Origin of the sequence: Parageobacillus sp. KH3-4, from assembly GCF_022846435.1 — a bacterium.
GTDB classification, from domain to species: domain Bacteria; phylum Bacillota; class Bacilli; order Bacillales; family Anoxybacillaceae; genus Parageobacillus; species Parageobacillus thermoglucosidasius_A.
Genome location: NZ_AP025627.1, coordinates 1,538,041 through 1,561,642, shown reverse-complemented (window position 1 = coordinate 1,561,642; position 23,602 = coordinate 1,538,041). Strand labels below are relative to the sequence as shown.

At 44.0% G+C, this 23,602-nt stretch carries 26 protein-coding genes and 2 riboswitches; of the genes, 7 read left to right on the top strand and 19 right to left on the bottom strand.

The window, feature by feature from the left end:
* Position 1: 1 nt before the first annotated feature.
* Complete coding sequence (locus tag MWM02_RS08145) at positions 2-976, bottom strand: YncE family protein (protein ID WP_064551961.1); 975 nt, start codon at positions 974-976, stop codon at positions 2-4.
* 169 nt (positions 977-1,145) lie between these two features.
* Here MWM02_RS08145 and MWM02_RS08140 point away from each other — a divergent pair, with 169 nt between their 5' ends.
* Both MWM02_RS08140 and MWM02_RS08135 read left to right on the top strand, forming a co-directional pair.
* A complete protein-coding gene (locus MWM02_RS08140) occupies positions 1,146-2,249 on the top strand; it encodes a sensor histidine kinase (RefSeq protein WP_064551723.1) in 1,104 nt (367 codons plus the stop codon).
* Positions 2,250-2,294: 45 nt separating this feature from the next.
* A complete protein-coding gene (locus tag MWM02_RS08135) occupies positions 2,295-2,654 on the top strand; it encodes a hypothetical protein (RefSeq protein ID WP_064551722.1) in 360 nt (119 codons plus the stop codon).
* A gap of 21 nt (positions 2,655-2,675) precedes the next feature.
* On the opposite strand, the gene MWM02_RS08130 is transcribed toward MWM02_RS08135, so the two are convergent.
* Together MWM02_RS08130 and MWM02_RS08125 are read right to left on the bottom strand one after the other, a co-directional pair.
* Complete coding sequence (locus tag MWM02_RS08130) at positions 2,676-2,816, bottom strand: hypothetical protein (protein WP_198401574.1); 141 nt, start codon at positions 2,814-2,816, stop codon at positions 2,676-2,678.
* A 74-nt stretch (positions 2,817-2,890) separates the two neighbouring features.
* On the bottom strand, positions 2,891-4,831 hold the full coding sequence (locus tag MWM02_RS08125; RefSeq protein ID WP_064551721.1) for a hypothetical protein: 1,941 nt from the start codon (positions 4,829-4,831) through the stop codon (positions 2,891-2,893).
* Between the two features lie 328 nt (positions 4,832-5,159).
* Between MWM02_RS08125 and MWM02_RS08120 the strand changes: the two genes are divergently transcribed.
* From MWM02_RS08120 to MWM02_RS08110, 3 genes are all read left to right on the top strand, one after another.
* Positions 5,160-6,554, top strand: coding sequence for a peptide MFS transporter (locus MWM02_RS08120; RefSeq protein WP_064551720.1), 1,395 nt, complete (start codon positions 5,160-5,162; stop codon positions 6,552-6,554).
* Between the two features lie 101 nt (positions 6,555-6,655).
* A complete protein-coding gene (locus tag MWM02_RS08115) occupies positions 6,656-6,841 on the top strand; it encodes a DUF892 family protein (RefSeq protein WP_064551719.1) in 186 nt (61 codons plus the stop codon).
* Between the two features lie 23 nt (positions 6,842-6,864).
* Complete coding sequence (locus MWM02_RS08110) at positions 6,865-7,158, top strand: spore coat protein (RefSeq protein WP_064551718.1); 294 nt, start codon at positions 6,865-6,867, stop codon at positions 7,156-7,158.
* 134 nt (positions 7,159-7,292) lie between these two features.
* On the opposite strand, the gene MWM02_RS08105 is transcribed toward MWM02_RS08110, so the two are convergent.
* A complete protein-coding gene (locus MWM02_RS08105; protein WP_064551717.1) occupies positions 7,293-7,877 on the bottom strand; it encodes a YitT family protein in 585 nt (194 codons plus the stop codon).
* 313 nt (positions 7,878-8,190) lie between these two features.
* Positions 8,191-8,381: riboswitch (Lysine riboswitch) on the top strand.
* A gap of 128 nt (positions 8,382-8,509) precedes the next feature.
* Between MWM02_RS08105 and MWM02_RS08100 the strand changes: the two genes are divergently transcribed.
* Positions 8,510-9,976 (top strand): amino acid permease, encoded by a 1,467-nt coding sequence (locus MWM02_RS08100; protein WP_244403426.1) that lies wholly within the window; start codon positions 8,510-8,512, stop codon positions 9,974-9,976.
* A 25-nt stretch (positions 9,977-10,001) separates the two neighbouring features.
* On the opposite strand, the gene MWM02_RS08095 is transcribed toward MWM02_RS08100, so the two are convergent.
* Complete coding sequence (locus tag MWM02_RS08095) at positions 10,002-10,169, bottom strand: twin-arginine translocase TatA/TatE family subunit (protein WP_013876817.1); 168 nt, start codon at positions 10,167-10,169, stop codon at positions 10,002-10,004.
* A 74-nt stretch (positions 10,170-10,243) separates the two neighbouring features.
* Entirely contained in the window at positions 10,244-10,423 is a 180-nt protein-coding gene (locus MWM02_RS08090; protein WP_064551715.1) for an H-type small acid-soluble spore protein, read from the bottom strand.
* Positions 10,424-10,698: 275 nt separating this feature from the next.
* On the opposite strand from MWM02_RS08090, the gene MWM02_RS08085 reads away from it, so the two are divergent.
* Entirely contained in the window at positions 10,699-11,694 is a 996-nt protein-coding gene (locus MWM02_RS08085) for an acyltransferase family protein (protein ID WP_064551714.1), read from the top strand.
* A 38-nt stretch (positions 11,695-11,732) separates the two neighbouring features.
* Here MWM02_RS08085 and thiE read toward each other — a convergent pair whose 3' ends face one another.
* From thiE to dmpG, 13 genes are all read right to left on the bottom strand, one after another.
* Positions 11,733-12,392: a thiamine phosphate synthase gene (thiE, locus tag MWM02_RS08080; RefSeq protein WP_064551713.1), complete on the bottom strand. Its 660-nt coding sequence runs from the start codon at positions 12,390-12,392 to the stop codon at positions 11,733-11,735.
* A gap of 9 nt (positions 12,393-12,401) precedes the next feature.
* Positions 12,402-13,205 (bottom strand): bifunctional hydroxymethylpyrimidine kinase/phosphomethylpyrimidine kinase, encoded by an 804-nt coding sequence (thiD, locus tag MWM02_RS08075; RefSeq protein WP_244403425.1) that lies wholly within the window; start codon positions 13,203-13,205, stop codon positions 12,402-12,404.
* Between the two features lie 14 nt (positions 13,206-13,219).
* Complete coding sequence (thiM, locus tag MWM02_RS08070) at positions 13,220-14,029, bottom strand: hydroxyethylthiazole kinase (RefSeq protein ID WP_244403424.1); 810 nt, start codon at positions 14,027-14,029, stop codon at positions 13,220-13,222.
* A 61-nt stretch (positions 14,030-14,090) separates the two neighbouring features.
* A riboswitch (TPP riboswitch) is annotated at positions 14,091-14,203 on the bottom strand.
* Between the two features lie 56 nt (positions 14,204-14,259).
* The gene (locus MWM02_RS08065; RefSeq protein ID WP_244403423.1) at positions 14,260-15,285 is read right to left on the bottom strand and encodes a glycosyltransferase family 2 protein; all 1,026 of its coding nucleotides are present in this window, start codon (positions 15,283-15,285) and stop codon (positions 14,260-14,262) included.
* Between the two features lie 13 nt (positions 15,286-15,298).
* Positions 15,299-16,966 carry a DUF6044 family protein gene (locus tag MWM02_RS08060; protein ID WP_244403422.1) on the bottom strand — a complete coding sequence of 556 codons (1,668 nt, stop codon included), beginning with the start codon at positions 16,964-16,966 and terminating at the stop codon, positions 15,299-15,301.
* Positions 16,967-17,105: 139 nt separating this feature from the next.
* Complete coding sequence (locus MWM02_RS08055) at positions 17,106-17,291, bottom strand: hypothetical protein (RefSeq protein WP_244403421.1); 186 nt, start codon at positions 17,289-17,291, stop codon at positions 17,106-17,108.
* Complete coding sequence (locus MWM02_RS08050; protein WP_244403420.1) at positions 17,288-17,506, bottom strand: hypothetical protein; 219 nt, start codon at positions 17,504-17,506, stop codon at positions 17,288-17,290. Before MWM02_RS08050 ends, MWM02_RS08055 begins: the two co-directional genes overlap by 4 nt.
* A 161-nt stretch (positions 17,507-17,667) precedes the next feature.
* A complete protein-coding gene (locus MWM02_RS08045; protein ID WP_064551706.1) occupies positions 17,668-19,560 on the bottom strand; it encodes a XylR N-terminal domain-containing protein in 1,893 nt (630 codons plus the stop codon).
* Positions 19,561-19,571: 11 nt separating this feature from the next.
* On the bottom strand, positions 19,572-19,844 hold the full coding sequence (locus tag MWM02_RS08040; RefSeq protein WP_064551705.1) for a 2Fe-2S iron-sulfur cluster-binding protein: 273 nt from the start codon (positions 19,842-19,844) through the stop codon (positions 19,572-19,574).
* A 203-nt stretch (positions 19,845-20,047) separates the two neighbouring features.
* Positions 20,048-21,526 (bottom strand): aldehyde dehydrogenase, encoded by a 1,479-nt coding sequence (locus MWM02_RS08035; protein WP_244403419.1) that lies wholly within the window; start codon positions 21,524-21,526, stop codon positions 20,048-20,050.
* A gap of 8 nt (positions 21,527-21,534) precedes the next feature.
* Positions 21,535-21,810, bottom strand: coding sequence for a 4-oxalocrotonate tautomerase (locus MWM02_RS08030; RefSeq protein ID WP_244403604.1), 276 nt, complete (start codon positions 21,808-21,810; stop codon positions 21,535-21,537).
* Positions 21,741-22,547 carry a 2-keto-4-pentenoate hydratase gene (locus MWM02_RS08025; protein ID WP_244403418.1) on the bottom strand — a complete coding sequence of 269 codons (807 nt, stop codon included), beginning with the start codon at positions 22,545-22,547 and terminating at the stop codon, positions 21,741-21,743. Before MWM02_RS08025 ends, MWM02_RS08030 begins: the two co-directional genes overlap by 70 nt.
* Positions 22,548-22,559: 12 nt before the next feature.
* Positions 22,560-23,585 (bottom strand): 4-hydroxy-2-oxovalerate aldolase, encoded by a 1,026-nt coding sequence (gene dmpG, locus MWM02_RS08020; RefSeq protein WP_481861752.1) that lies wholly within the window; start codon positions 23,583-23,585, stop codon positions 22,560-22,562.
* Positions 23,586-23,602 lie beyond the last annotated feature (17 nt).

The window sequence follows — 23,602 nt, the reverse complement described above, 5'->3', positions numbered from 1 at the left end:
GTCATCCTCCTTTCGCTATCAATAATTGAAACGGACCTTTTCCTGTTTTCCAACGATCGATGACTTTCATCGTCCGCTCGTCCACGACATATATTTCATCACTATCATAACTAGCAATATATAGCCGCCCGTTTTCCCCAATCATGGCAAATGGATTCGCCCCTGCGATAACAGATGATTGTAATTTTCCTGAATTATCCCATTTCCATAGCGTGCTTGAGCCGTGGCTTAAAGCATAAATTCCTTCTTTTGTTTCTGCAAAATCTATTGGCATCACGGGTGCTTTCACCGTTTTGACGAACGCTCCTGTACTGGCCGAATAAATATGAATATTCGTTTCCACGGTGCTGCCGTTTCCATGGCCTCCCACCCATAATTCTCCTTCTTTCTCACGTAGCAATCCACTAACGGCAAATTCCGGGACAGAAAACGTCCGAATGACCCGCCGTTTGTCCACTTGGACGATATATGCTTTGGTGCTGCGAAAGTCAATGACGTACAGAAGCGTCCCTGCATCGTTTTGCAATAATGTCAACGGCTTGTCGCCTACCGCAATTTTCCCGGCTTCCTGCCCATTTTCTTTAAAGATGCGGATGGCGTTTTGCCGCTCATCTGCCAAAAAAACAGCATCTCCTTTATTCGATGCAAGCGCACGAACAATTCCTTTCCCCGTCTGCCACTCCTGTGCTTCTTTTCCAGTATGGATATCATATAGGTAAACACGATCCAGCTCATTGCCGTATAGCAATAATGTTCGCTGATCGTAAAGCAGCGCGGCGCCTTGAATCGGTTTGTTCACCTTCCATTTCGCCAAAGCCGCCCCCGTTTTCGCGTCGAAAAATGCGACACTTTCCTCTTTTACGTTAACGCTGGCCAATATTTGTGCCCGCTTTGGAACTGCTGGAAATGTCTCTTTCTCACATCCATACACCAAAAACATTCCTAAAATAAGAAGAAATAGGCATACCCTCCTCATCTCGCCCCCTCCTTTCGTCAACAAACCCATTATAAACGAATATTGTGAAAGATTTGTGAAATATTGTTCACATTTAGCAATCAATGAATGAATGCTATTTTCCATCTACTCTACTTGCACATTCCCCTTTATAATAAAAAGTAAATAGATAAAAACGGGGTGACATCGCTTGACATCCGCGGCGCAAAAATTAATCGCGCATTTAGATGCGCATTTTTCCGACTTTCTTTCTTACTGGCAACGCCATATGTATATCACTGATAATGATAAATATATCGATCATATCGTGCATAACGGAATAGCCGTGTTTCAGCTCGTCAAAGACACGCTGCTTCACGCATCCAACCGCGACAATATCGAACAGCTTGCTTACAAAATCGCGAAAGAGCGAGCAGAAACAAATATGAATATCGGCGAGTTTGTTTACAATACAAATCTCGGACGAAGATTAGTGGTAAAGTATGCACTTCAGTCCACATTGCCGATGGAAGAACTGTTTCCGCTGATCGATGAAATCAATTGCTTGTTTGATCAATTTTTATTTCATGCCGTCACGAAATACAACGAATTAAAAGAAGCGGAATTGCGAGAAAAAAACTTGTTGATCACCCAATCCCATAAAGATCGTTTAACATTGCTTGGTCAAATGTCATCGAGCTTTGTGCATGAATTTCGCAATCCGCTGACAGCGATTATCGGGTTTATTCAATTATTAAAATTGGAACATCCAGATTTGCCGTATCTTGATATTATTGACCATGAATTGCAGCAGCTTAAATTCCGCATTTCCCAATTTCTTCATGCTTCTAGAAAAGAAATAGTAGAAAACGAAAAAGAAACCTTTGCGCTTTTGCAGCTATTCGAGGAAATTATTGAATTTTTATACGCAAGCATTGTCGACGGGGATGTGAAAATCTCGATATCCGTTGACTCATCGATACATCTATTTGCCTATAAAGATCAGCTCCGCCAAGTGTTCATCAACATTTTGTTAAATTCCATTGAAGCGGTGAAAGAAAAAGGCAAACCCCGCTGCATTTGTATCGACGCCTACCGTCAGGACGAGTCCGTTTATATTAAAATCATCAACAATGGGCCAGCAATCCCGGAAGAAATGGTCCAAACGATTTTCGAACCATTTTTTACAACAAAAAAATTAGGAACAGGAATTGGCCTTTACATTTGCAAAAAAATTATTGAAGATCATGGCGGGCAAATTACGTGCACCTCGAATGAACACATGACTTCTTTTTCCATCAAGCTGCCCGTATAAACAAGTTAAGAGTAGGGGCATACTTGAATAAAAAAGGTGAGGGCAATGTTCGAATCATGGAAAAATTGGATGAAGCAGACGACAAACATGCTAATAGACCGGCTGCAGCGGGAGAAACACTCCTTTGCCGATATCGCCCGACTAATCCGGGAACATCCCGACACGTCGGTATCCGAAAAAACATGGCTTGGTCTAACGTATCGATTTTACTCCCTTCATTTAGACAACGCAGCCTTAACAATGGAAACAAAGAAGGCGAAAGGAAACGATGAACATATTTTATTTGTCTCTGTTTCTTCCCCTGACTCCGCTCCCATCGTTTACCGTTCTTATGACGAAAAAAGCGATCTTCACAAGATCGTCACAACTCCGCCGCTTGTGAAAAAAACCGCACCTATATCATAACAAGGTGCGGTGTTATTTTTTCTACCCTTTTATACCATGAAGCCACTCCTCGTAACATTGCGGGCATAACGCTTCTTCACGTTCTTCGTCCGAAACGTAAAACGATACATAATGAACTTGATCCGCGCATTCAACTTGGCAATAAAAACACGTTTCGTTCATCTAGCTCCCTCCCCTATCCGTTAGTGTGGACCGAGGAGGATGTGTTTTTGCGAGTGAACTGCTCCCAAATTTGATTACGGAGCGGTAAGGGAAAGTAAATAATCGATCACAGCTTCTTGTTCTTCTTTCGTAAATCCCGCCTGTGGATCAATCCAATAACGATGTCCATCGCCGCTGACATGCACAGCACGAAGTTGCGGATCGGAAGCATTCGCACGGATCACTTGTTGCCGTAGCGTCCGGTCCATCAATGCGCGAAGACTATTGCGCGCATCAGGTACAATTCCTTTTCTTAGCGTTCCCGTTAAACCGAACTCCCCGTTTGGTCCGACCGCAACGCCCCCATCATGGAGATACGGAGCGCTCCAAGAAAGGCCGATCAGGCTCGGCACTTTATAACCTCCTTTTGAATCGCCATGCGCAAACGCTAAACGTATTTGTTCTTTATCCAATTGTTCTGTCGGCACTTTTAGTACTTTAGCGTTTTTCGGAACTGGCACAGGGGTATCCGGAGCATAGAAAACCGCTTCAGCAAATACTTTTTCCGTTTTCTTCAACGCTTGTGCCCGCGATGGCTCGGTTCCGATCACCTTCGCTGCAACGACACGGTTATTGGTGAAATACGCCCCCGCATGACAGCGAATACATCCGGCTCGAACAAATACATCACGCCCCCGAGCTATTTGCCTTGCATCCATTTTTGCACTTAGGGATGGAGGATTAATCGTATTTTGCCAAGCAGCGACAGCATTGTTTTGTTCATTAAAGCGATATCCCGGTTCACTAGCTACCAACCCATCCGGCGCCACGAGCGATACTTTCGGGAATTGCGGCGGAGCAACGAGTTTGTTGACGCCGACAACACCAGGGGTCGGGTCCACCTTTGCAAAAAACTCCGACGGTTTTTCGTTCCCGTTCGGCTTATAGCGAAATTTTGGATTAGCGGCATTTTGCAGTATCGTTCCAATATATACTTCTTTGTCCACTCCAAATAACGCTTCGCTAAGCTCCGATTGCGCAAGAGAATCGGCATTTTGTGCGTGAACGTTGTTGCTAAACGTAGCAAGCCCGCGGAACGGCCCTGCTGTCGCGAACCCGCTCCATCCGTACGGATGATCTCCTAATGTAAATGAATCCGGTATTTGCGACGGATTTGCTTTCATATCGATAGTGGAATCGAAATTCCCACGCGGCCAACTCGCAAAAATGCGGTCTACCTCTTTTTCAAGCAATTGCGGATCAGGAAGTGACGACTTTCTTCCTTTTGAATCCATCACTGTCCGATCCATAGAACGAATATAGCTCTTCAGCGATTTTATATCCGCATGCGTAAAATAAGCAGCTGAATTGGTGGCTAACGCCATGAGCAGCCCAGCATTTAAATCATTGTTAGGGGCTCCTTCTACCACCTTCTTCGTTTTTGGATCCACCGTCGCATGGCACGCCGCACAACTAATGCCAATGCGAAGCTTACCATGATCCCAAACAACCGGCATCCCTAACGGCAAATACGATCCTTTAGGAACATCGATGCCTGTGTCAATTTTCTCCCCTTTTTTATACGTTCGGTCACCAATGGTCACATCTTCTGCCAGCTCCACTTGCAAATTTGTCGTTCCCTTTCCTTTTAAAGAAATAACCGCCTTGGCGATATTCGCCATCGTTAACGGTCCGTTCACCATCCCCATAATATCCGTCAAAAACACCTCATTGCCAAATGTTTCTTTATAAAACACTTCTCGCCCTAATTGAAGCAGCTTTTCATCGACAACAATAGCGCCGTGTTTGGCAGAAACAGGCGTTTTTGAACGATCGGCAAATGATTTTCCCGCTTTTCCCGTTTCCGCGCCAATCCATTCCCCCCAAATATCCGTGCCTGTTTGATGATTCGCTTCATACTTTACTACATCGTCTTTTTCAGGCAAAAGGGCATATTCGGCATTACTGTTGAAAAAAAACCCTCCTCCAATGAACAACAAAAGGAAAATGATAATAAGGATATACATTTTGCGCATTCCATTTCACCTTCCATTGAAAATTGCAGCACGCATAGTGTACCCCCCTTCACCAGAAACAAACCATCTTCTTACAGCAAAGAGCTTTTGTTTTCTCACTTATTCATAACATCCGATTGCTAAATTTTTTAAATTTTATTAAAATAATATATAAAAATATTTTGAAAAAGCATTTTGTGTATATTTTGTACAAAAATAAAAATCATTAATTCATATATCTTCTTTAAATAAAAATTTAGAATTATATATTTATATATAATTTTATTGACATATAAATATTTTGTTAATTAAAATAAACAATATCATGATAAACTAAGGAGGAAATATAATGAGTGCACTACCGGAAACAAAGACGTTGGAAAATCCACGCCCAAAAACGAAACATCCTCCCGGGCTTTATTTATTGTTTTTTACAGAACTTTGGGAACGATTTAGTTATTACGGAATGAGAGCGATTCTTGTTCTTTATTTGACGACAGAACTTATCAGCGGCGGATTAGGAATAAAACCGAGCGTCGCGATGACGATTTATGGAATTTTTACTGGCGCGGTTTATTTCACTCCGCTTTTCGGAGGTTATTTATCTGACCGGTTTTTAGGCAGAAGATTGGCGATTACCATCGGCGGTACCACGATGGCGCTTGGTAACTTCGTCTTGTTTGCCGTCAACAATCAGATAGGGCTATATATCGGATTAATTTTATTAATTATTGGCAACGGCTTTTTTAAACCCAATATTTCCACGCTTGTCGGAGAACTTTACGCCCCGAACGACAAACGAAAAGACTCCGCATTTACCATTTTCTATATGGGAATTAACATTGGGGCGCTATTTGCACCGCTTGTATGCGGATTTTTAGCGGAAAAATATTTCGCAACGAACATCAACGGCGTCATCCATTACGGATTTAAGTACGGATTTTTGGCCGCAGCGATCGGCATGATTATTGGCCAATTCATTTTCAATCTATTTGGCAACCGCTATTTAGGGGATATCGGCAAACAACCTACCGGCGCGCCAGCTAAACAAAACAAAGAAACAGAATCAAAAGCAAAAACTCCTTTAACGAAACAAGAAAAACAAAACGTCGCCGTCATTTTTATTTTAACGTGCTTTGTTATTTTCTTCTGGGCTGGATTTGAACAAGCAGGAAGTTCATTAACGTTATATACGGACAAATTCGTGGATAAATCGATCGGCGGCTGGACGATGCCTACTTCTTGGTTCCAATCATTAAACCCATTCTTTATCATCGTGTTGGCACCAATCGTTTCGCTAATTTGGACAAAGCTTTCGAATTCTAAACGCGGCGACTTGCCAATTCCAGCAAAAATGGGGCTCGGGATGATTTTGCTTGGCCTTGGCTTTGCCGTATTAATTCCGGCCGTATTACAAACAGGAAGCGACGAACAACACATCGTCACAAAAGCGAATTTATTGTTCATTATTTTCACATATTTTTTGCACACACTCGGCGAACTTTGCTTATCGCCGGTTGGATTGTCGATGGTAAGTAAACTTGCTCCTGCTCGGCTAGCGTCAGTGTTAATGGGCGTATGGCTAGCGGGAACTGGTGTCGCTCAGTTGCTGGCTGGTCAATTAGCAGCATTTACACAATCTTTAGGCTATTTGGAAATTTTCAGCGTAATTAGCGGTGTGACAATTGGATTGGGCCTTATTTTGCTGTTGTTTACGAAAAAACTTGTGCGAATGATGAATTAAAAAGCTGGATCCCTTCGCTGGGCCAGCTTTTTTTACAATATTTCTCATTTATATAGATTCTTCTGCCGCGCATACTATGTCACGGAAGGTGGTGAAAACGCATGAAAGCAATGGGAACTCATGAAATGTTAGAACTTCATGAGCTGCTTGCATTCAAAAATGTCTGTTTTGCAAAAAATACCGCCATGCAAGGAATGGCATCCGATCCGCAACTGAAATCGCTCATCCAGCAAGATATCCAAAAAACGCAACAACAAATTCGCGATTTGCAAAACCTTTTATCTTAAAATGAAACGAGAGGTGAAACAAGATGCAAAACACGATGACACAAACAAACGTTCTTAACGACCAAATGATCGCGACAGACTTTTTAATCGGCGCCAAAAACGCCATTAAAAGCTATGCGATGGCAATCGCCGAATCGGCCACGCCAGAAGTGCGCAGCACACTAAAACAGCACTTGAACGACGCGATCGAGCTGCATGAGCAAATTAGCCAATATATGATCAACAAAGGGTATTACCATCCGGCAAACGTCCAAGAACAATTGCGCATCGATATGCAAGCGGCACGACAAGCGTTGCAAACAAGCAACACACGATAAATACGGAATAAAAATGGGATTCAGCCGCCAAAGCCGAGTCCCATTTTCCTCCTTTCCCGACCTTCGTTCGCCGCATGATTATCATGAAATGTTAGGCAACATCTGAACTTGCCCCACTGGCAATATGCATGGGATCACATCATGTTGTGTCTCCACCCTCTTGGCCTTGTTAACACCGTCGTCACGATCCCGACTACCGTTACGACAATAAACGAATAAAGAAACGAAGTCGAATCAATGACGAAACTCCCCACCGCAATAATAATGGCATCCATTATAAAAATAACAATCCCGACGTTCCAGTTCGTCATTCTCGCAATAAATTGTGCCAATAAATCCGTCCCTCCCGTGCTCGTCTCTTCGCGCAGCATCATGCCGATTCCAATCCCAACAAAAATTCCACCAATAACGGAGCTCACGATGGGATCCAGCGTAGCTGCGCCGCGCAATGCAGAAAAGATATCGATCATCAAAGAAGAAAACAGCAAACCATGAAGGCTATTGTAAAAAAACGGCCGATAATAAAACCAGGCAATAATGTAAAGAGGAACGCTTAACAAAATAATCGTCAGCCCTGCTTTTACATGCCAAATATATTTGACGATCAAACCAATTCCAATGATTCCGCCGTCTAACAAATGGTGGGGGACTAAAAAAACATTAATGCCGATGGCAAGGAACATGCTGCCGATCATAATAATAGCGACTTTTTTTACCATGAAAGCGACACCTCGCTTTTTTGCAAAACCTTTTTCAACAAGAAATTAGCACACCGCAGAAAAACATCGATATTCTATATATATGGCGTCGCTGCAAAAGACTTGTCTTTTACGCAAATGAAACTTGGACATCACCCTTCTTGAGAATATAATCAATTTTCCGACTGCCACCGCTTAGATGCAACATGCGAAAAACGATTTAAATAAAAATGAAAAAGAGGGACATTAAGACGCCTTATGCATTTTCTATTGCTATTATTGGAATAATAGATTAATATATTAACATAATAGAATAATATGCCGCTCATTCGACCAATGAAGTAGAGGCCGCGGCTTTTATGAGTACGGCAAACGAGACGCAGAGCACGTCAAAGACTTTGCCGGAAAGGAAAAGCCGCCGAAGCTTGGGCATTTGCTCTCTGAATGCCTAGGCTGGGGTTGTCGCCGAACAGGGGCAACACTGTCATGCCTGCCATTATACGGGCATGGAGCGCTATCTTCATGGGAGAGTTGATGTCCGCAGGTATCGCTGCCGTCGAATCTCCTTCGACGGCATTTTCATTTATGACTTTTCCATAAATTTTTGATTTTCTACCGGAATATCTATATAGTAAAAAGGAGCTGATATTAAAATGAAAACATCTGCAAAAATGTCCCCCCGCACCGTCTCCGTTTCTGCGGATGGGCTGCGGAGAAAGCTAAAAACGCGGCACTTAACGATGATTTCCCTCGGTGGAACAATCGGCACAGGCTTGTTTTTAGCAAGCGGCGGAGCGGTGCATACAGCGGGGCCCGGTGGAGCGCTTGTCGCGTATATCGCCATCGGCACTATGGTATATTTTTTAATGACAAGCCTTGCAGAAATGGCTGCATACATGCCAGTTTCCGGATCGTTCAGCACATATGCAACAAAATTTGTCGATCCCGCGTTAGGGTTCGCATTAGGTTGGAATTATTGGTATAACTGGGCGATCACGATCGCCGCAGAACTATCTGCCGTAACGATGATCATGAAATTTTGGTTTCCGCATAGCCCGTCGCTGTTATGGAGCGCGCTTTGTTTGGCAATTATGTTTCTTTTAAACTACTTGTCCGTCAAGGGGTTTGGCGAAGCAGAATATTGGTTTTCCTTCATTAAAGTAGCCACCGTCATCTTGTTTTTAATTGTCAGCTTTCTTATGATTGTCGGGATCATGGGCGGCGAAGCGGTTGGCTTTAAAAACTTTACCATCGGAGATGCCCCGTTTCACGGCGGTTTTATGGCAATGTTAGGAATTTTTATGGCAGCTGGATTTTCTTTTCAAGGAACGGAATTGCTAGGAGTCGCCGCTGGAGAAACTGAAGATCCAAAGCGTAGCATTCCCCGCGCCATTCGCCGGGTGTTTTGGCGCATTTTGCTATTCTATGTATTAGCGATTCTGGCCATCGGCTTGTTAATCCCTTATACAGATGAAAGACTTGCCAATGGCGATGTTACGGTTAGTCCGTTTACACTTGTATTCGATAAAGCAGGAATCGCCTTTGCCGCTTCGGTAATGAACGCGGTCATTTTAACCGCCGTATTATCGGCAGGCAACTCCGGGATGTACGCATCCACTCGCATGCTTTGGGATTTAGCCCGCGAAGGAAAAGCTCCAAAATTTCTGGCGAAGCTGGATAAACGCGGAGTTCCGGTCAATGCGCTGATTGTCACTTCCTCATTAGGGACGCTTGCCTTTTTGGCATCTCTCTTTGGAGACGGCGTTGTTTATACATGGTTGCTGAACGCTTCCGGAATGTCAGGGTTCATTGCATGGCTCGGCATTGCCATCAGCCATTATCGGTTCCGTAAAGCGTATATCGCACAAGGGAAAAATTTGGACGATTTACCATATAAAGCGAAGTGGTTCCCATTCGGCCCTATGTTTGCATTTGTCGTTTGTCTCATTGTGATTTTAGGGCAAAACTATCAGGCATTTATTGGCGGAACCATTGATTGGTATGGCGTTCTTGTTTCGTATATCGGCCTGCCGCTCTTTATTATCGTCTGGCTTGGATATAAGTTTGTGAAAAAAACGAAAATCGTTCCATTGCATGAGTGTGACCTGGAACAAAAATAAGGACTTAGCAGTACGTGCCAAGTCCTTATTTTTGTGCTTTTTGCTCTTCGTCATCGATAATTCCTCTTGTCGCATTCTTAAATTCACGCAGCGTTTTTCCAGCCGCTTGTCCCAATTCCGGCAGCTTTTTCGGGCCGAAAATGAGCAACGCGAAAAAGACGATAAGGGCGATTTCTCCAAATCCGATGTTCATACGATTCACTCCATATGTTTATTCATTTTTTTTTTATTATATCATATGTGAGCCAAAAGCACCATCGCATAGGATTATTCTTCTTGCAGAAGGCGAACCGGTACTTCCATTTCTTTCTCCGGATGATTTTTCATATAAACGCGCGCCATTTCTCGCTCCTCGTCCACGTGTTGAATCATTACTTGTTGCCCCTCGTAGGTCACCGGCACGATTTTTCCCGATTCAGCAATTTGTTTTGCACGTATGACTTCCATGATGAACATTCCCTCCCTTCTTATCGGCATTGCCTCGATCTTCCGCTAACGCACTTTCCTTCCGAAAACGCTTCATCTTGGCATATAAGTTGCTCTATTTGTTCAGCGTCCCCCTCTTTTCCTTTCCTATATAACTAGGCCATATCAGTCGTTTCCAGTTCGTTTTCTTTTATCATTTAAAATTTCACACCTTTCCAAAAAATGATATACTATTGACCCCTCGAAAAAGAAGAAGTATCATTCGAATTGGTATAGAAAGAAGGGAGGAAGACACTATGAGCGAGCGCGATTATTACTTTGACAACGCCAAATTCGTATTAATGCTCCTCGTCGTGTTTGGTCACTTTCTCCGCCCGTATATCGATGATGTGCTATGGGTGCATAGCTTATATATTTGGATCTTCTTTTTCCACATGCCGGCGTTTATCTTTATCTCAGGTTATTTCGCAAAAAAATTTCATGAGAAAGGATATTTAAAAAAAATAACAAAGAAATTATTGCTTCCTTATCTTATTTTTCAACTGTTGTATTCGGTTTACTATTACTTTTTATACCAAAAAGATTCCATTGAATTCGATTTGTTCACTCCGCAATGGAGTTTATGGTTTTTAATTAGCTTATTCAGTTGGAACCTGCTATTATGGATCTTTGCGAAAATTCCAAAACCTGTTTCGCTATCGCTTTCCCTTCTCTTGGGAGTGGGAGCGGGTATGATCGATGCGGAAAAATGGCTAAGCATATCGCGCACTTTTACGTTTTTTCCGTTTTTTTTATTAGGATTTTTCCTGCATAAACATGATATCGAACGGTTATTTGCATGGCGCCTGCGCTTATTTTCGTTTTTCGCATTAGCCGGAATGTTCATGATGATTCATTTTGGTTTTCCCGATTTGCCGCAGGAATGGCTATACGGCTCCAAATCATACGATACGCTCGGCGTACCAGAGGAAAAAGGAATTTTTGGACGGCTGGTTATTTATGGCGCAAGCACGTTAATGATGCTCTGTTTTCTTGCGCTTGTTCCAAACCGCCGTTTCTCTTTTTCGGTATTAGGCGCAAGAACCTTTTATATTTATATATTGCACGGGTTTATTTTAAAATATTTGCATGAAACAAAATTTCCGGATTTTATTATGAGTATTCACGGTTATCCGCTATTGCTAGGATTATCCGTCATTGTTGTGCTTGTGCTTGGAAGCGAGCCGATCGCCCGCATCATGCAATCGCTTTTAGAATGGCGATTCCCAAAAAAGAAACAGGCTGTTTCATAAACATGGCAAAAAAGAAGGTGCCCAACATGCGGCACCTTTTATTTATTATTAAACACCGTTTGCACGAGCTGTTTTGTTGCTAGCAGCGGCGAAGGGGCGGCAGCAATCGCGCTGATGACGGAAACGCCGTCTGCTCCGGCGTTCATCACTTCGCCGGCATTTTCCGCAGTAATGCCGCCAATGCCCACCATTGGAATATCGATTCCATGGTCGCGAAGAAAGCGAATAATCCCGGGGCCTTGGGCTTGTTTCGCATCTGTTTTCGATTTCGTCGGATAAATTGGCCCTACTCCGATATAATCAGCGCCAGCAGCGACTGCCGCTTGCGCTTCTTCCAAATTATGCGCCGACACTCCGAGAATTTTGTCGCCGATTTTTTCACGGACGACGCGCGCATCTTCATCATCCTGCCCGATATGCACCCCATCAGCATCAATAGCAAGCGCTAGTTCGACATCGTCATTGACGATAAACGGTATGCCGCGCTTTTGGCAAATGGCTTGCAGCTGTTTGGCAAACTCGTATTTTTGTTCGCCGGCAAACGCGCCGCTCCCTTTCTCACGAAATTGAAACAGCGTGATTCCGCCATCGATCGCTTCTGTTAACACTTCGAATGGCTGTTTTTTACAGTTTACACTTCCCATAATAAAATACACTTTCAATCGTTGCTTCATCTCTTCACTCGCGATCCGCGCCAATTTCCTCACCTACCGTGTTTGGTTGTCCCGGTACGCCCAATGGTTCGTCGGACCGTGGCCGTGGCCGATGCCTAATTCATGCTCAATGGCGGCTTGAATGAACGATTTCGCTGTCTGCACCGCTTCTTGAACCGTTTTTCCTTTGGCGAGCTCCGCCGTGATCGCCGCGGAAAACGTACAGCCCGTTCCGTGCGTATGTTTCGTATCAATGCGCTTGCTTGTGAAATAGAAAAATTCGCTGCCATCATATAATATATCGACCGTTTCCTCTCCGTCATCGTCGTGTCCGCCTTTAATTACGACATATTTCACTCCCTGTTCATGCAGGCGTTTCGCCGCTTCTTTGCGGTCCTCGATCGTTCGAATCTCCAGGCCGGTTAACGCTTCTGCCTCTGGAATGTTTGGGGTTGCCACCATCGCGAGCGGAAGCAAATATGTTTTCAGCGCGCTTACCGCCTCTTCTTGCAACAGCGGGGCGCCGCCTTTGGCAATCATGACCGGGTCGACGACGAGACGGTCCCATCCGAATTGTTTCACTTTCGCGGCAACTGCTTCAATAATTTCTGCACTAAACAGCATCCCCGTTTTTACCGCATCCGCTCCTAAATCGGTGCCGACGGATTCCATTTGTTGCGCGACCGCTTCCGGCGACAATGGGTACACTCCTTGCACGCCGAGCGTGTTTTGCGCCGTTACCGCCGTTAACGCGGACATTCCGAATACACGCAATTCTTGAAACGTCTTTAAATCCGCTTGAATCCCAGCGCCGCCGCCGCTGTCTGAACCGGCAATCGTCAACGCTTTATATACCATGATTTTCTCTCCTTTCATTCTCCTTGTTCGATGCGCCCGTATTTGCTGATTTCCTCCGCTTCCACGCGGGAAAGCGCGTCCAAAAAGGCGATTTGGAAGCTGCCAGGTCCTTGGTCTCCTGCATTTTTTGCTGCGATTTCTGCGGCAACCCCGTAGCTGACAAGCGCCGCTGCCGCCGCTTTTAGCACATCCCGCTCCACCGCGGCAAAAGCGCCGATCACGGATGTCAACAAGCAGCCGGTCCCGGTTACTTTCGTTAACAATGGATGTCCGTTATGAATGATATATATTGTCTCTCCATCTGTCGCGACATCGTCTTTTCCGGTAATGACGACTACCGTTTTCAGCTGCTTCGCCGCTTTTTTCGCCAAAGCAACGACATCGCCGCTTCCTTCTCCAGCGTCAACTCCTTTAATCTTCCACGTTTCCCCAATAACATTGGCAATTTCCGCCGCATTGCCGCGAATGGCCGATACTGCCACATTGCGAACGATGTTTCGCGCCGTCTCCGTGCGATACGGCGTCGCGCCGGCGCCAACAGGATCAAACATAACCGGGACGCCCGCTTCATTTGCCGACTTTCCGGCGATGACCATCGCTTCTACTTCCGTTTGATTTAATGTTCCGATATTTAAAACGAGCGCTCCGGCGATTTTGGCCATATCGGCGACTTCCTCTTTCGCATACGCCATCACCGGTGAAGCGCCTAACGCAAGCAAACCGTTCGCCGTAAAATTCGTTACGACAACGTTCGTAATATTATGTACGAGCGGGTTGGCTTTTCTCACCATTTGCAATACGTTTGCCGCTTCCTGGCTATTCATGTCCCATCCTCTCCCTTTTTTGCAAAATAAAAAACACTTTGCGCGCAAGCAAAGTGTATACGCATCTCATAGTCACTTTCCCTGCGCTGGCATTACCCAAACAGGTTCGAGCGGTCAACGGCGGAATATAGCCGTACTCTCAGCCTGCTTCCGCAAGCTCCCGCAAATAACATATATAATTTTTCACCAAAAAGTCTACTCCTTCTTTTCACATATTGCAAGTGAAATTATTACGAACGGTGTTTTCTCATTCCTGTCATCGTTGATCTTTCGGTTAGCGCAGGGGAGCGATGCTGCGGCTCCCATAAATTAAATAAATCAAGATCGACAATGTATCGAGGGCGGCGTTTTGTTTCTTTGTAAATTTTTCCAATATATTCCCCGATCAAGCCAAAGGCAATCAGCTGCAAGCCGCCGAGAAACCAAATGGATATAATGAGTGATGTCCATCCTGTCTGCGTATGGCCGGTAAATTTTAAAAAAAGGAAATATCCTCCGAATAATAGGCTAATGAAAAAAGAAGCAAAGCCGATGAGTGAAATCATGCGAATCGGCGTAACGCTAAACGAAGTGATTCCATCAAAAGCAAACGCAATCATTTTTTTGAGCGGATATTTCGTTTTTCCTGCAAGACGCTCTTTCCGGTCATATTGGACGGTTGTGGAACGGAGGCCAAGCAGCGGCACGATTCCGCGCAAAAACAAATTCACCTCTTCAAACCGTTCAAGCTCCTCGACCGCGCGCCGGCTCAGCAAACGATAATCGGCATGGTTATACACAAGGTCGACCCCCATCGCCCTCATCAGTTTATAAAACCATTGGGCGGTGTGGCGTTTAAAAAACGTATCAGTATCACGCTTATTCCGCACCCCATATACGATTTCATAGCCTTCATGAAACTTTTCGATGAAGTCGCGAATAACAGCAATGTCATCTTGCAAGTCGGCATCGATGGAAACGATGCAATCAGAACGCGTTTTCGCGGCTAAAAGTCCCGCCAGCAGCGCGTTTTGATGACCGGCGTTGCGCGCAAGTTTCAACCCTTTTACGTCTGGATAACGCAAGCTTGCTTTATAAATAATGTCCCACGTCGCGTCATCGCTTCCATCATCGACAAACAATAACGCGCTTTCGGGAGAAATAAGCCGCTCGGCGATCAGCTCCTCACGCAGGCCGCGTAGCCTATCGATCGTTTCCGGCAATACTTCTTCTTCATTGTAACACGGCACGACAATCGTAAGCATCGGTTCGTTCATGTCTATCCCCTCCTTACGGCATCACCTTGTACAAATAAATCGTCCATGCCGATTGTTTGGAACGAAACACTTTTACAAGCGCCAGCTGATTTTGTTTTGCGTTTTCAATCGGCAACGCCGAAAAAATGTAACGGCCGCCCATTTCGTGAAACACGTCGGTATTTAGCTGTAAACGTCTAATTGTTCGTTTGGAATGTTTTTTAAACATATAATGTTTCCCTAATTCGTCGACAAAAATGTAGCAGCGCCCTCCCCATTCATCAAAGTATTCGCGCAGCTTTTTGTTTTTTGCCAGCTCTTGCTCGATAATTTGGCGAAACTTGTGCTTATACGAAAGCGGATAAAAATTGTTATACGTATCCAACGTGTAAAAGCCGTTATATTGCGCGATTGCCGGATGAATGCCGATGCTGGCGACACGGTATGTATGAACGGGCCGTCCAATATATTCTTTCATTTCTTGAAACTGCTTTTCCGCATAAAACTCGCGAAACGACGGCTTATTGCGATGCGCAACTTCCTCGTTAAAAGCGGCAAGAACGACGAACTGGGCAGCAAGCGCCGCAAAACACACATTTTTCCATAAAATTCCTTGTTGCCATAAAATTTTGAGCGAAACGGCAAACAGTACGTAAATAACTGTCGGCCGCAAAAAGTGATAGCGGGCAAAATTAAATTTATCAAGAATGTCGAAACGCTCCGTTAACGGAACCCATCCTTTGTAAAACCAAAACGCGTACCACGTCGACAGCGCGACATTCAACACGTGTAAAAATATAAACAGCTTTTCCTGCTTCCATAACTTTTTCATCCAAACGATGTACAACGCCGTTAACGTCACCGGCAAAATGACCAGTCCGTGCACCGTCATCACATGCGTATGGCCGAGAACGTAATTTTTCACCATCAAACGTACGACGCGCCACAGCGGCAGACGAGCGTGAAAATATTCATCACGGCTCGTCGGTTCATCGGAAAATAACAGCGAATGAACAAAGCGATAATCAATCGCCAAATAAATGGCAATCATGTAGACAATGGCAAAGAAAAAACGCCAATTCCACCCTTTTCCACGGATGACGTCAACGAGCCACCATATTCCCATCGCGCTTAAGAAAAAGAAGAAACCGAGCACAAAACTTGAATAAAACGGCAATAATGTAAGTACAAGATAGTTGACCCACGAACGCTCGCCAGCGCGGATATTTAAAAACGCCCAAAGCGCAAGCGGCATGCCAAGCGTGCTAAGCATCCCCGACGGCCAAAACGGCGTCAGCGCAAAAGCAAGGGACGTGCCAACGCGGATCCACATCCATTTTCGCTCGGGAATGACATATTTCCGCAACAGCAAGTACATGCCGATAAACGCAAACACGCGAGTAATCGTCTGGCTTAATCCATATGCGTAAATAGATGGAAATAACGCGTGAAGCCAGACGATTCCGCTGAATTCTGTACCGAACACATTTCGCGGCAGCCCGTTTGCGATTTGCGGGATGACGGCATGAATGGAGCCAAACAGTTCCCCGCTTCTTGTGACGACTTTATACCAGGCAATATTGGAATCCAAATTATCATGCACCCGCATATGTGCATCCTCGCCAAGCAAAAAATATGGCGACACAAATAAAGCGATCGCAACAAACGAGAAGAACAGGAGTCGCTTTTCCGTAACTGTCACCTCTTCCCCTCCTTTTTAAAATACCTTCCCTTATTTTTGAACAAAAAAGGAAAAATATTCATTTTTTTCTTATCATAAACAAAGACCGCTCCAAAAAGCAGCCTGTCTTTGCTTTCCGGAAGCGGTCTTATGTTACCGACTACGCAAACCAATTGACGGGATTTTTGACAAGCATTTGCTCTAACGGTTCTTCTGCCACTTCCACTCTCTTCAGTGTCAGAATGATCGTTTCGAATAAATGCCCGACATGCCAATTGCTCATTAACGAAACAAATGGTTCAGGTATTTGCGGCGGACGCCCAAAGCCAAATATTGACTGTATCACGGGAAAGCATGAAACTCGTCACGAAGCAATGATAATATATTCCATTTTTTTACGACAGCGATTCCCGTCTCAAGCACTTCCTTGAAACGAAAAGGTCCGAGCGTCACATCCCCCTGAAACCCGGGATACTCAAAAACAAAATGCTCATGGATCAGCACCTTTCCCAGCCCGCTCGCCGGCACCGGACCATAAGCGGTTTCGACCATTCCTTTCATGATTTCGCTCCCTTTTTCTAATTTTTGATACTCTTCTTCTTGCAATTCCGCCACAATATCGACGATTTTAGGAATTTACACATTGAATTTTTGCTAGTAATATGAAAAACAACCAGAACCATCTACATGCAGGAAAATCCGGCTGCTTCCATAATCCCTCATTATTTAATGCCGATATCAATCTCTCCAATCATCATTAATAACTGAATGGATAACAGAAGTTGATGATGAATCATAGGATTTCGAAGTTCCTGCTGAAGAATGCTTTCGATTTTGCTCACCCTGTATCGCAATCCACTGATGGACAATGCTAAATCTGCAGCTGTCTGTTCTAAGTTGCCGCCGTTGACTAAAAAGATGTACAATGTTCGAAGAAGCTCTATGTTTTTTGGATCGTCCAGTTTTAAGTTTCCAAGGTAAGCCTTGGCCATTTTTTTAACTTCTTGTTCATTCTTTTCGTTAATAAGCACACCAACGACTCCTAAAGATTCAAAAGAAATGATTTGTTGGTGTTTCGATGCAACCCTGACGGATGTAAGCGCTTCCTTATAAGCATCCCCGGCATATGACACATTGTTCACTTTGGAGCTGATTCCTCCGTAAAATTTAACCGAAGAAAATTGTGAAGATAGTAAACCGGCGATTTTTGACAGCCATGTTTGTATCCCTACTTTTTCAACTTGATCTTCTGTAACTAACAGAATAAGATGTTTTGCACGCTGGCCAATCAGCATGTTTTGTTTTTGATCATTCCCATAAGCAGTGAGAAAACTTAAAATTTCTTTCTGCATTTCTAGTTCTTTCGATAAATCATCTTCTTGAAATCGGCAATCAAGCACACAAATATAAAAAGGCTTGGATAAATCCACTCCTATTAAACTAGCCTTCATCATTAAGTCATGATGGTCGCTTTGCTGTCTCGTATTAATAATTTCCTCTAAAAAGAATCCTTTTATCCGCTCATATGATTCAATCTTCGTTTTCTCATTTAGCAAACATACCGAACTGACAGAGGATAATCGTTCTAAAATCATGGAAGAAATCGAGTCATTGAATTGCTGCAAATCGTGATAAATAAATGAACAATATCCTGTTATTTTATTTTGCAAAAAAACTGGTGTCATTAGGCGATAATGATGGCGCAGACGAAGAAGACGAGTCGATGTTACAATCGCGTGGGGCTGGCAAAAAGGATTTTTTTCTAAATAGTCCATAAGCTCATTTTTATATTGCTCTAACTCATTTGAAGAGATCCCAGCGTAGGCCATCGGATGAAGGTGTAAGTTCTCAATCAAAACTGGGATATTCGTCAATTGAAACATTTGGCGAACGACAGAATCTAAGTGATTTCCTTTGATGACTTCCTCGGTGAGCTTCTTATGGATAGCCGTTACAAACCTTAAATTATTCCGTTCTTCCAAAAGTTTTTCATATGTCATAGCCAGTTCTTCTACGATTGGGGACTCCTCAAGATAGCGCAGCTCTTGTTCCGCTTCTTTTCCCCATTGGTCCACCGTTTGGCCGATCCAATGGCATTCTTTTTCTCCCATTCCTTCACATGTCATTTCTTTGAAAATCGTTTTTTCTCCAACAATTTCCGAAACAAAGCCGCTTGCATATCCACAAAGTGTAAAACAAATCGGTATTGACGATTTTCCGAAATGGCGCACATGCTCTTCTGCTTCATATGAATGTGACCAATATCCTTTCATGACGATTCGATATTTTTCTTTTTCTTGTTTTATTTCCAAAAACGTGCATTTTGCATGAACGTGCCCTTTCATTGTATGCAATTTTGGACCGTATTGAATATATTCTTCGATTGAACAGCTTGCATGGTTCAGTAATTCTTTCGCATCTTGTTTTCCTAGATTCCATCCATACCGAAACAAAAAACCTTTCATCCGCTCAAACCCCATGTCGCGAATTAAATCTCTGCGCAATAATCCGAGCGCATCTGCTCCGACAATAATGGAGCGGGACTCCCCAATATAAATGTAACCGTTATCAAATTTTAATTCAAATTGATCCAATACCGATTTTTGTTTGTTCATACATTACCACCTTAATATCCAACAAGCTCACCAATCAAGTGGCTGAGCGGATACGTTTTACAGGCTAAAACATATCCTTGTTGCCGTTCCTCATCAGAAAGAGCTCCTTTGGAACATAATCCAATTTTGTATTCTCCCTCTTTAATTTTGACTTTGCACATCCCGCATCCTCCATTTGCACAGCCGTAAGGAATTTTTACTTGCTGAGATTTTGCCGCTTTTAATAAATCTACATTTTCTCCGCATGAAAATATTTTCCCATCTATATCAATTTGATAGATCACTGGTGTTCCTCCTTTCCTTCCTAATATAATAATTAAGGAGGCGCTTGCAGCAACGCTCTATGCGCCATTTTCTTCTAAATAATTGAACAAAAGATTAAAATTTGGCTTTTATTCTTTTGCTGGCATCCGAAATGAAACACTTGAAAAAGAAGCCGCCGGATTGTATCGTTGATGAACATAACGTCATCCGGCGGACATATGAATTATTTCAAAGCAATACAAATATTTTTTGCTTCTGTGAAAAATTCTAAACTATGTTTTCCTCCTTCACGGCCAATGCCGCTTTTCTTGAAACCGCCGAATGGGGCTCTCAAGTCACGCACAAACCAGCAATTCACCCAAATGGTACCGGCACGAACTTGATGGGAAATACGGTGGGCGCGCTGCAAGTTCTCCGTCCAAATCACTCCGTTTAATCCATATTGCGTGTTATTGGCGATTTGCACCGCTTCTTCTTCCGTATCAAAAGGAATGATCGTAACGACAGGACCGAATATTTCTTCTTGGCAAATGCGCGCTTCTGGATTTTCCTGTACATAAATCGTTGGCTCCAAATAGTACCCATTTTTCAAATAGTCCGGCAGGTTAGAAGGACGCTTTCCGCCGGTAATCAAAGTCGCATTTTCTTGTTTAGCAATTTCTAAATAGCTTGTTACTTTTTTATAATGTTCTTCGCTAACAAGAGGACCCATATTTGTCCGAGGATCTTGCGGGTCTCCTACGATTAATTCTTCCGCTGCTTTTTTGAAACGAACGACAAACTCATCCAAAATCGAGCGTTGCACGAGAATCCGGGAACCAGCAAGGCAAACTTGCCCTGAATTTAAGAATGCCGCTTGAATAGAAACAGGAATCGCTTTATTAAGATCTGCGTCTTCAAAAATAATATTTGCCGCTTTTCCTCCCAATTCAAACGACACTCTTTTTAATGTATCCGCGCCTGTTTTCATAATCGCTTTTCCTGTTGTCGTTTCTCCCGTAAACGAAATTAAGTCTACTTCCGGATGTGCAGTCAAAAACTCTCCAGTTGAATTCTGGCCAAACCCATGAACGATATTGACCACTCCATCTGGAATGCCAGCTTCTTTCGCAATTTCACCGAGAAGTGAAACGGTTAATGGAGTGGCTTCTGCCGGTTTAATGACTGCCGTATTCCCCGCAGCCAAGCACGGGCCCAGTTTCCATGTCGTAAGCATAAACGGGAGATTCCATGGGGTGATTAATGCGGCTACACCGACAGGCTCGTAGCGGGTATAGTTCAAGTATTCTTCTTCCATCGGGTATACTTCTCCGCCTGACTGTTCGACAAAATCTGCAAAAAACTTCAAATTATGGGCCGATCTCGGAATTTCTTTTTCAAACGCTACAGCATATGGTTTCCCGACATCCGTTGCTTCAAGGCGTGCGAGTTCTTCTCTTCTTTCCATTATAATTTCTGCCATTCTGCGAATTTTTTCGCACCGCTCTTTGACGGTCATCATCCGCCATGGTCCTGCTTCAAACGCTCTCCTTGCCGCTTTACACGCCCGATCGACATCTTCTTTTGTCGCTTCATGCACTTTCGCAATGACTTCCTGTGTTGCCGGGTTTTTCACTTCAAATAATGAATGGCTGCTTGAAGTCACATACTCTCCATCAATAAACAACTTAATTTCCCGCACTTTTGTATCCACCGATTTCATCCCATCATTCACTCCTTTTCCTGTTTTCTCTGTTTTTTTACAGATTCTCCAGCAATTCCCCAATGTTCCAGAGGCATTTCTTGAATCATTACTCGGACATTTTCTCTGGGCGCACCCAACACTTTGCGCACCGTCTCCGTCAGCTCGTAGATGAGCGCCTCCTTTTTTTCCGGAGGCCGGCCTTCTAATAAATACACTTGAATAAAAGGCATATTTATTTGCTCCCCTTTCCAAAGGTAAAAGAGGCTTCCACCGAACCAAAGCGGTCCAAGCTCATGGAAAATACGTCTCCTTCTTTTATTTCCATCGCACCGGTTAACGCCCCGCTTAAAACCACTTCTCCCGGTTTCACCGATTGGCCGTAACGGGAAAGTTTGTTCACCATCCAGGCAATGGCCCTTGCCGGATGTCCCATCACGCTTGCACCGGCACTTGTAGAAACAATGGCTCCGTTCTTTTTAAAAACCATACCGGTTAAACTTAAATCTTCCCCATCATATCTCGTAAAACGTTCTCCTAAAATGAAGCGGGAAGAAGAAGAATTATCGGCAATGACGTCCGCCAAAGTGAAAGAAAAATGTTGATAGCGGCTGTCAATAATTTCAAGAGCCGGCGCGATGTAGGCCGTCTTTTGCAAAACTTCCGCCACGGTGACTCCCGGTCCTTTTAGTTCCTCTTTAAAAATAAAGGCAATCTCCGGTTCAATTTTTGGGTGTATTAATGTTTTCAAGGAAATCGAGCCATCGCTTTTCAGCTGCATATTCTCCAGCAAAACTCCGCAAGTCGGCTCGTGAACCCCCATCATTTCCTGTTTGGCTTTGCTTGTCAATCCTAATTTCCAACCGACAATTTTCGTCCCTTCGTCCCGGCATTTTCGTTCAATTAATCGGTTTTGTATTTCGTAAGCAAGCTCGGCATCCAATTCGGGATAACGATCGACCAGTTTCGGAATCGCCTTCCCGTGCTTTTCGGCAAGGAACAATTCATCGACGATGGAATCGATAACTTCCGTTTTTAGCATCCTATCACCTCCTTATCTAATTGCCGTTTTTTTCTTTGCCAGCTGGGCGGCGATATCGTAAATGAAATCTTCTTGTCCCCCGACGGCTTTTCGTTTACCCAGCTCTACTAAAATATCGCGTTCATCAACGCCGAATTTCTTGGCTGCATCTTGCGTGTGGAGAAGAAAGCTGGAATAAACCCCAGAATACCCCATAATCAAGCTTGAACCAGTGATTTCTTGAGGCCGCGGCATCCATTTGGCCACTATTTCATTGGCTACATCCATAATCGGATATAACTTTACTCCTGTTTCATATCCGAGACGTTCAAACACAGCAACCATCACTTCTGTCTGTGTATTGCCGCTTCCTGCCCCTAGGCAGCGCAGACTGCCGTCAATATAAGTGGCTCCTGCTTCCACTGCAGCAATAGAGTTTGCCATCGCCAGCGATAGATTGTTATGACCATGGAAGCCGATCTCGCATGATAGCGCTTCCCTCAATGCGGACACTCGTTCCTTCACTTCATGCGGAAGCAACGTTCCTGCCGAATCTGTCACATAGACAATTTCCGCTCCGTAGCTTTCAAACAATTTCGCTTGTTCGACAAGCTTTTCCACTGGAGCCATATGTGCCATCATTAAAAATCCTACTGTTTTTAATCCGAGCTTTCTCCCAAGCTCGATGTGTTGCTTCGCAACATCCGCTTCCGTTACATGGGTTGCCACCCGCACCATTTTTGCTCCCGCTTGGACCGCTTCTTCCAAATCTTCCTTAACACCGATTCCCGGAAGAAGAAGAACGGAAACTTTCGCGTTTTTGCAGACTTCAGCAGCCGCTGCAATCAGTTCCATCTCATTCACCTTGGAAAAACCATATTGCAATGAAGAGCCGCCTAATCCATCGCCATGGGAGACTTCCAAATATTCAATTCCTGCTTTGTCTAATCCTTTTGCCACTTGTTTTACTTGTTCGACGGTGAAAGCATGTTTCATCGCATGACTTCCATCCCGCAACGTTACATCGACTATATGAATTTTCGATGGTGTCGCCATCATCCCCGCTCCTTTCGTTT

Bases quoted from the DNA above. Each gene is read 5' to 3' on its own strand.
- MWM02_RS08035 (WP_244403419.1), bottom strand. From the start codon at position 21,526: ATGAAATCGGTGGATACAAAAGTGCGGGAAATTAAGTTGTTTATTGAT.
- MWM02_RS08115 (WP_064551719.1), top strand. From the start codon at position 6,656: ATGAAAGCAATGGGAACTCATGAAATGTTAGAACTTCATGAGCTGCTT.
- MWM02_RS08045 (WP_064551706.1), bottom strand. From the start codon at position 19,560: ATGAACAAACAAAAATCGGTATTGGATCAATTTGAATTAAAATTTGAT.
- MWM02_RS08100 (WP_244403426.1), top strand. From the start codon at position 8,510: ATGAAAACATCTGCAAAAATGTCCCCCCGCACCGTCTCCGTTTCTGCG.
- thiD (WP_244403425.1), bottom strand. From the start codon at position 13,205: ATGGTATATAAAGCGTTGACGATTGCCGGTTCAGACAGCGGCGGCGGC.
- MWM02_RS08125 (WP_064551721.1), bottom strand. From the start codon at position 4,831: ATGCGCAAAATGTATATCCTTATTATCATTTTCCTTTTGTTGTTCATT.
- MWM02_RS08120 (WP_064551720.1), top strand. From the start codon at position 5,160: ATGAGTGCACTACCGGAAACAAAGACGTTGGAAAATCCACGCCCAAAA.
- MWM02_RS08130 (WP_198401574.1), bottom strand. From the start codon at position 2,816: ATGAACGAAACGTGTTTTTATTGCCAAGTTGAATGCGCGGATCAAGTT.
- MWM02_RS08110 (WP_064551718.1), top strand. From the start codon at position 6,865: ATGCAAAACACGATGACACAAACAAACGTTCTTAACGACCAAATGATC.
- MWM02_RS08095 (WP_013876817.1), bottom strand. From the start codon at position 10,169: ATGAACATCGGATTTGGAGAAATCGCCCTTATCGTCTTTTTCGCGTTG.
- MWM02_RS08085 (WP_064551714.1), top strand. From the start codon at position 10,699: ATGAGCGAGCGCGATTATTACTTTGACAACGCCAAATTCGTATTAATG.
- dmpG (WP_481861752.1), bottom strand. From the start codon at position 23,585: ATGATGGCGACACCATCGAAAATTCATATAGTCGATGTAACGTTGCGG.
- MWM02_RS08090 (WP_064551715.1), bottom strand. From the start codon at position 10,423: ATGGAAGTCATACGTGCAAAACAAATTGCTGAATCGGGAAAAATCGTG.
- thiM (WP_244403424.1), bottom strand. From the start codon at position 14,029: ATGAATAGCCAGGAAGCGGCAAACGTATTGCAAATGGTGAGAAAAGCC.
- MWM02_RS08065 (WP_244403423.1), bottom strand. From the start codon at position 15,285: ATGAACGAACCGATGCTTACGATTGTCGTGCCGTGTTACAATGAAGAA.
- MWM02_RS08105 (WP_064551717.1), bottom strand. From the start codon at position 7,877: ATGGTAAAAAAAGTCGCTATTATTATGATCGGCAGCATGTTCCTTGCC.
- MWM02_RS08050 (WP_244403420.1), bottom strand. From the start codon at position 17,506: ATGAAAGGAATGGTCGAAACCGCTTATGGTCCGGTGCCGGCGAGCGGG.
- MWM02_RS08145 (WP_064551961.1), bottom strand. From the start codon at position 976: ATGAGGAGGGTATGCCTATTTCTTCTTATTTTAGGAATGTTTTTGGTG.
- MWM02_RS08025 (WP_244403418.1), bottom strand. From the start codon at position 22,547: ATGCTAAAAACGGAAGTTATCGATTCCATCGTCGATGAATTGTTCCTT.
- MWM02_RS08135 (WP_064551722.1), top strand. From the start codon at position 2,295: ATGTTCGAATCATGGAAAAATTGGATGAAGCAGACGACAAACATGCTA.